Origin of the sequence: Streptomyces albidochromogenes (assembly GCF_005981925.1) — a bacterium.
In the GTDB taxonomy this organism is placed as follows: Bacteria; Actinomycetota; Actinomycetes; order Streptomycetales; family Streptomycetaceae; genus Streptomyces; species Streptomyces albidochromogenes.
In genome coordinates, this window is record NZ_VBVX01000346.1 from 1 (window position 1) to 6,322 (window position 6,322).

8 protein-coding genes and 1 pseudogene are annotated in these 6,322 nt (G+C 73.5%); 7 read left to right on the forward strand and 2 right to left on the reverse strand.

The window, feature by feature from the left end; translation table 11 throughout:
- Nucleotides 1-85: 85 nt before the first annotated feature.
- Nucleotides 86-532: a GNAT family N-acetyltransferase gene (locus tag E2E34_RS29550; RefSeq protein WP_138904939.1), complete on the reverse strand. Its 447-nt coding sequence runs from the start codon at nucleotides 530-532 to the stop codon at nucleotides 86-88.
- Nucleotides 533-813: 281 nt separating this feature from the next.
- On the opposite strand from E2E34_RS29550, the gene E2E34_RS29555 reads away from it, so the two are divergent.
- The gene (locus E2E34_RS29555; RefSeq protein ID WP_138904940.1) at nucleotides 814-1,581 is read left to right on the forward strand and encodes a helix-turn-helix transcriptional regulator; all 768 of its coding nucleotides are present in this window, start codon (nucleotides 814-816) and stop codon (nucleotides 1,579-1,581) included.
- Here the strand turns inward: E2E34_RS29555 and tamR are convergent.
- Nucleotides 1,540-2,037 (reverse strand): MarR family transcriptional regulator TamR, encoded by a 498-nt coding sequence (gene tamR, locus E2E34_RS29560; RefSeq protein WP_138904941.1) that lies wholly within the window; start codon nucleotides 2,035-2,037, stop codon nucleotides 1,540-1,542. The genes E2E34_RS29555 and tamR overlap by 42 nt on opposite strands.
- An 88-nt stretch (nucleotides 2,038-2,125) precedes the next feature.
- On the opposite strand from tamR, the pseudogene E2E34_RS29565 reads away from it, so the two are divergent.
- From E2E34_RS29565 to E2E34_RS29590, 6 genes and pseudogenes are all read left to right on the forward strand, one after another.
- Nucleotides 2,126-2,924, forward strand: a pseudogene (locus E2E34_RS29565) (trans-aconitate 2-methyltransferase).
- Between the two features lie 146 nt (nucleotides 2,925-3,070).
- A complete protein-coding gene (locus tag E2E34_RS29570; protein ID WP_138904942.1) occupies nucleotides 3,071-3,262 on the forward strand; it encodes a hypothetical protein in 192 nt (63 codons plus the stop codon).
- 10 nt (nucleotides 3,263-3,272) lie between these two features.
- Nucleotides 3,273-3,980, forward strand: a complete 708-nt coding sequence (locus E2E34_RS29575) for a hypothetical protein (protein ID WP_244316242.1) — start codon at nucleotides 3,273-3,275, stop codon at nucleotides 3,978-3,980.
- Nucleotides 3,977-4,936 carry a DUF6895 family protein gene (locus E2E34_RS29580; RefSeq protein WP_138904943.1) on the forward strand — a complete coding sequence of 320 codons (960 nt, stop codon included), beginning with the start codon at nucleotides 3,977-3,979 and terminating at the stop codon, nucleotides 4,934-4,936. Before E2E34_RS29575 ends, E2E34_RS29580 begins: the two co-directional genes overlap by 4 nt.
- The gene (locus E2E34_RS29585; protein WP_138904944.1) at nucleotides 4,933-5,859 is read left to right on the forward strand and encodes a DUF6895 family protein; all 927 of its coding nucleotides are present in this window, start codon (nucleotides 4,933-4,935) and stop codon (nucleotides 5,857-5,859) included. The genes E2E34_RS29580 and E2E34_RS29585 overlap by 4 nt, the downstream gene beginning before the upstream one ends.
- Nucleotides 5,856-6,322, forward strand: a 467-nt coding sequence (locus E2E34_RS29590; RefSeq protein WP_138904945.1) for a serine hydrolase domain-containing protein, incomplete at its 3' end; no start/stop codon positions are given. The genes E2E34_RS29585 and E2E34_RS29590, both read left to right, overlap by 4 nt.

Genomic DNA, 6,322 nt, shown 5'->3' on the forward strand with positions numbered 1-6,322 from the left:
CCCTCCCGTCCCCCGGAGCCCTGCGCCTGGCATGAGCCGGCCGGGGGCCCGCTCCTCGCGGCGCGGCGGCGGTGCCGCCCTGGGCTCAGCCCAGCCGCTTGGTGAGGATGTACTCCGTCACGCCCGGCGGGTAGTCGGGGACGCGGCCGACGACCTCGTACCCCAGCGTCCGGTAGAAGTCCGGCGCCTGGAAGTCCCACGTCTCCAGGCGCGCGTACCCGCAGCCCCGCTCCGCCCGGGCCATCGCCTCGGCCCGCTCCAGCAGCCGGGACCCGAGCCCCGCCCCCCGGTGCGCGTCCGCCACCCACAGCAGCCCCACGTGCAGCCAGTGGCCCCAGGTGAAACCGTCGAGCCCGGCCACGAGTTCACCGCTCGCCTCGTCGAACGCCCAGACCTGGAGGGGGGATTCGTCCTCCGCGGGGGTGCCCCGCAGGGCGGCCATCGTCGGTGAGCGCCCCGCGTTGGTTTCCTCCAGCCGTTCGCCCAACACAGTGCGTCGTTCTTTGTCGACTTCTGTCTCAATGCGAAACATGAGGCTCACCTTAAACACCTCGGCCCATCAGTTCTGTGAATAACCTTCCGCTCTCCGCCCTCGCCCGTACGCTGAAGCAGAGCGCCGGTGGGGGCCGGTGCTCGATCAGGGGGCGAGGCAGTCGGGTACGTCGTCCGGGGTGCGGGCAGGGTCAGTGCGTCACGGCGGCGGCCGTGCCCACCGAGACCGGCCCGTCCCTCCGGGCGCCGTACCCGCGGACGGTCCGCCCCTCCGGGGGTCCAGGGGGGACCGACCGGGTCCTACGCGGCATGGGGGTGTCTGTGGCTCGTATCCGGGTACTGGTGGTGGACGATCACCGCATCTTCGCCGAGTCGCTCGCCGCGGCCCTCGCAGCCGAGCCCGACGTCGAGGTGGCGGCGGCCGGCAGCGGCCCGGCCGCCCTGCGCGCGCTGGAGCGGGCGGCGGCGGAAAGCCGCAGATTCGACGTGATGCTCGTGGACGCCGACCTCGGCGCCTCGGCCGCGCAGCCGCCCCGCGCCGTCCAGGTGCCGGAGCAGGGCGAGGGCGGCCTGGCGGACGGGATAGCGCTGGTGGCGGGCGTGCGGACCGGTCAGCTCGCCGTCCGTTCCGTCGTGCTGGCCGAGAAGGACGACCCGCGCCGGGCCGCCCTGGCCCTCCAGGCGGGGGCCGCCGGCTGGGTCGCCAAGGACTGCTCGCTGCAGCGCCTGCTGGCCGTCATCCGCGGCGTACTGCGCGACGAGACGCACCTGCCGCCCGCCCTGCTGACCGGAGTACTGCGGGAGTTGACGGCCGCGCGCAAGCACCGCACCGAGAGCGAGCGGCTGGTGCAGTCGCTGACGCCGCGCGAGCGCGAGGTGCTGCGGTGCATGGTGGCGGGGCTGGGCCGCAAGGCCGTGGCCGAGCGCCTCTTCCTGTCCCCGCACACCGTCCGTACGCACATGCAGAACGTGCTGGGCAAGCTCGGCGTGCACTCCACGCTCGCCGCCGTCGCCCTCGCGCGCCGCGCGGGCGTCGGCCCGGCCGACCTAGCCCGGGATGTTGTCGAACGGGGCGGTCAACTGGCGTAGTAGCGCGGCCAGTTCGCCCCGCTGGGTCCGCGACAGCTCGCTGAGGATGGCCCGCTCCTGCGCGAGCAGCCCGGCGAGCGCCTGGTCGGCCCGGTCGCGCCCCTCCGCCGTGAGCCGTACGAGCACCCCGCGCCGGTCGCTCGGATCGGGCAGCCGCTCGACGAGGCCCTTCTTGGCGAGCCGGTCGATGCGGTTGGTCATGGTGCCGGAGGTGACCAGGGTCTGGGTCAGCAGCTGGCCCGGCGAGAGCTGGTACGGGTCGCCGGCGCGCCGCAGGGACGTCAGCACGTCGAATTCCCACGGCTCCAGCTGATGCTCGGAGAAGGCGATGCGGCGGGCGCGGTCGAGGTGGCGGGCGAGCCTGGAGACACGGCTGAGGACCTCGAGTGGTTCCACGTCGAGGTCGGGGCGCTCGCGGCGCCATGCAGCGACCAGTCGGTCGACCTCGTCCTCCATGGCGATCAGTGTAGTTGGTCTGTCGACATGAAGTCTCTTGGCGTCAAGTCTCTTGACATCAAGATAGTGCGGGGTGAAGCTGCTGTGCATGAGTGAACGACCGATCTGGGACCCCCGCCAGTACCTGCGCCACTCCGGCCACCGCACCCGGCCCTTCCTGGACCTGCTGGCCCGCGTCGACGCCCCGGCCCCGGCCCGCGTCGCCGACCTCGGCTGCGGGGCCGGCAACGTCACCGCGCTGCTCGCGGAGCGCTGGCCCGCCGCACGCATCACCGGTTTCGACAACTCGCCGCAGATGCTGGAGCGCGCCCGGCGGTACGCGGGTCCACTGCTCGACTTCGCCCACGCCGACGCGGAGACCTGGGCGCCCGGGGAGGCGGCGTACGACCTGATCGTCTCGAACGCCCTGCTCCAGTGGGTCCCGGGCCACGCCGACCTCTTCCCGTCCTGGGTGGACGCCCTCACCCCGGGCGGCACCTTCGCCTTCCAGGTGCCCGGCAACTTCTCGGCCCCCAGCCATACGGCCCTGGCCGCCCTGTGCGACTCCCCGCGCTGGCGCGGCCGGCTGGGCGGTGCGGGCGGGCGCGGCGCGGTCGTGCTCGAACCGGGGGAGTACCTCGCCCGCCTGGCCGCGCTGGGCTGCGAGGCGGACGTGTGGGAGACGACGTACCAACAGGTCCTGCCCGGCGAGGACCCCGTGCTCGACTGGGTCAAGGGCACCGCGCTCCGGCCAGTCCTGACGGCTCTGGCGGACGACCCGCGGGCGTGCCGGGCGTTCGTCGGCGAGTACGCCGAGGCGCTGCGCCGCGTACCCGGCGGGCCCGTACGGCACCGTGTTCCCGTTCCGGCGCGTCTTCGCGGTCGCCCGCAAGGCGGCGGCCGGCTGAGCTGACCGAGGGTCAGGGGTGAGCTGTTGTGTCGTCAACCAAAGGCGGTTTTTCCCGTCCCGACCTCGCCCGTTTTCTACCGTTTGCAACCAAATAGGGCCCATGCAACGCTGGTTATTCAGCCGCAACAACGAGGAGATGGTCCCATGATCATGGACCGCACTTCCCACGTCGAGACCGCAGCGCTGAGCGCTGAAGTCGAGGGGCTGCTGGACTCCGCGGAGCCACAGGGCGTCTTTCGCGACACCCGCGAGTGCAAGGGCGCCTTCCTGCTCGCACTCCTGCTTCTCGGCTCACCGCCCACCCCCCGTCCGAAGACGGACCCGAAGGCCCGTTGAGGAGGAAGCGTTGGCTGAACAGGCTCAAGGAGCGGGCACCGTCCCGCTGAGCGCTGTGGTCGCCGATGCCGCGAACGGAGTCGTCCTCGCCCTCACGGGCGGGGGCGACCCCTACGCGCTCTCCCGCCTCCTGGGGCAGGGCGACGCGATGGCATCAGCGGCGATCCGGGTGCTGGGCGCCGACGCGCTCGCCCCCTACGCGCTGGACCACCGGGCAGTACCCGGTGGTGAGGACGACGAAGCGGTCGTCCGGGAAGCACTGGCCGCCTATCCGCCAGGCCCTGACGCCTCGGCGGTGTCGGTGTGGACCTACCGGGGCCTCGTCGAGGCATCGCACGCCTTCCTGCCCGGCGGCGCCGACCGCTTCCCGCAGGCGCCGCAGGCCGCTTCCGCCTGGGTGACCGACGATCCTTGGCCAAAGCTTTCCCATCGAGTGTCGCAACTGGCCGCACTCGCCCTCCCCGGCGTCGCACAGGACCTGGCCGACCGGCTGGCGGTCCGTACCGACGACCTGGCCCGCGGGTTCGTCCGCGCCGTACGCCGCAGGGACTGGCTCCAGGCGGCGGGCCTCGGGCGGTGGCTGGCCCGGCTGCCCGACGTCCCGCAGACACTGGGCCTCGACACCGGACTTGCCTTCGTCCGCCGGATGAGCGACGGCGACCCCCGCGTGGCGCTCCACGTCGTGGCCGCACGGCAGTTCTACGGACGGGGTGGGTGAGCGGCGGCCGGGCCGCCCCGGCGTCGCTCCTCGACCACCTGGTCGGCGGCGCCCTGGGGTGGCTGGACACGGTGCGCGACGACTTCCGGCTGCCCCCGGACGTCACGACGGACGCCGACCCCGACCACACCCTCAAACCCCTCGGCGAACTGGCCGAACTGACGTACCTGATCAGCACCTCGCACCCCCGCCACGACCTGCGCCGGGCGGCGGACGACCTGTTCGCCTTCGCGTGGGACGAGACACGCGACGGGGAGCTGTTCGCCGAACTGGTCCGCGGCGAGCCGCACGCGACGTACCCGGTGGAGATCTACGGCGTCTTCGCCCAGGCCGGGCTGCGCGCCCCGGCCGTCGACCGGCTGCTGGCCGCGACGACCGCACCGCGCGGCTGGCGGGTGGCGCGCGAGGACCACACCCGTACGCTCGGCGTGCTCAACGCGGAACGCAGGATCGGCCTGGCGCCGCACGCCGACTTCACGGCCGTGCTCGAACACACCAACCTCGGCACGATGTCCGAACCGTGGGCACTGGACCGCAAGGGGGCGTACGGCCTCACGCACGACGTCTTCCACCTCACCGACTGGGGCCGCGCCCCCGGCCGGCTGCCCCCGGCGTACGCCGACTACCTGCGGCTCTGGCTCCCCGCCTGGCTGGAGAACTGGCTGGACGAGCAACTGTGGGACCTCGCCGCCGAGTTGCTCGCGGTGACCGCCTGCGTGCCCGCCGCCCCGTACGACGCCGCGGCCTGGCAGCGACTGGCCGCCGCGCAGGAGCCCGACGGCCGCGTGCCCGACCTGGGAGCGGGCTCGTCCTCCGGCGACCACGCCGCCACCTTCACGTCCTGCTACCACTCCACCCTGGCGACCGCCTTCGCCGGCACCCTCACCCGCATCGCCCTCGACGCGACCGGGGCCGGACAGCGCGCCCAGGTCCACGAAAGCGAGGTGGCCCCATGACAGCCGCGACCGCGACCGCCCCACCCGCGCTGCTGCACGGCGTCGGAGACCGCGCCCTGATGTGGCTCGACGCCCACCGCGAGCACTTCCGGCTGACCGACGAGGACCGCGCCACCGGCCGGGGCGTCGTCGAACGGCTCAAGCCCATCGGCGAGTTGGCGGTCAACACGCGGGTGCTCTTCCGGGAGGGAGTGGCCGGCTCGCGCCAGCACGCCCGCGCCGGGCAGCTCCTGGACTTCACCTGGCGGGAGCTGCTGGACGGCGGCAACGTACTGGCCGCCCTCCAGCACGACGAACCCTTCTCCCCGGTACCCCTGGAGATCTACTCGACCTTCCACGAACTCGGCTTCCGACACCCCGGCCTTGAGACCACCGCCGAGGTCTGCCGCCGCACCCTGACCTGGCCGGCGCTCGACATGGTGCCCAACCGGCGCCTCAGCGTCCTGCGCGCCGAACGCAGGATCGGGCTGCCGCCCAGCGGCGACTTCGACGACGCCGTCCGCATGACCTGGCTGAGCCGGCTGCCCGAACCGTGGACGGTGCAGTACCACATCGCGTACGACATCACCCACACCGTCTTCCACCTCACCGACTGGGGCGCGGAGCCCGGCCGCATCCCCCCGGAGACGGCCGACTACCTCGCCCTGTACCTGCCCGCCTGGACCGAGGACTGGGCCGACCTCGAACACTGGGACCTGCTCGGCGAACTCCTCGTCGTCGACACCTGCCTGCCCCGACCCGCTCTGGACGCGCGGATCTGGGAGCGGTACGCCGCCGCCCAGTCCGACAGCGGCGCGATGCCGCTGCAGCGGACCATGCCGGACGGAGACGCGGCGGACGTGTTCGATGTCGTCCACCACCCCACCCTGGTCGCCGCGTTCGCCTCCGCCATGGCCACCTCCCGCGCGATGTCCGCCACGTGACCAGCCGCCTCGCGACGGCCACGGCGCCCGACGCCGCGCTCGCGCTGCGCCTCGCCGAGGCGGTCACCGCCGTCGACGCCCCGGACGTCGTGCTCGCCGTCACCCACCACGGCCGGCGGACCACGATCAGCGGCGGCCACGCCCCCGCCCCGGCCGTGCCGCGCCACGCACTGCGCTACGAACTCGGCTCCGTGACCAAGACCTTCACCGTCCTGCTCCTCGCCGCCCTCGCCCGCACCGGCGTCCTCAGGCTCGACGACCCGCTCACCGCCCACCTTCCGGACCTGCCGCTGCGCCACCCCGCCTCACGCCGCATCACCCTGCGCCACCTGGCCACCCACACCGCGGGACTGCCCCGCATCCCCGGCGACCTGATCCCCAGCGCCCTGCTGCGCCCGTACACCGACGCCTACGCCACGTACGACACCGAGCGCCTGCTGCACACCTTCGCCCGCACCCGGCC

Excerpts from the sequence above, each read along its gene's own strand:
- E2E34_RS29570 (WP_138904942.1), top strand. The coding sequence starts at position 3,071 with ATGATCATGGACCGCACTTCCCACGTCGAGACCGCAGCGCTGAGCGCT.
- E2E34_RS29585 (WP_138904944.1), top strand. The coding sequence starts at position 4,933 with ATGACAGCCGCGACCGCGACCGCCCCACCCGCGCTGCTGCACGGCGTC.
- tamR (WP_138904941.1), bottom strand. The coding sequence starts at position 2,037 with ATGGAGGACGAGGTCGACCGACTGGTCGCTGCATGGCGCCGCGAGCGC.
- E2E34_RS29550 (WP_138904939.1), bottom strand. The coding sequence starts at position 532 with ATGTTTCGCATTGAGACAGAAGTCGACAAAGAACGACGCACTGTGTTG.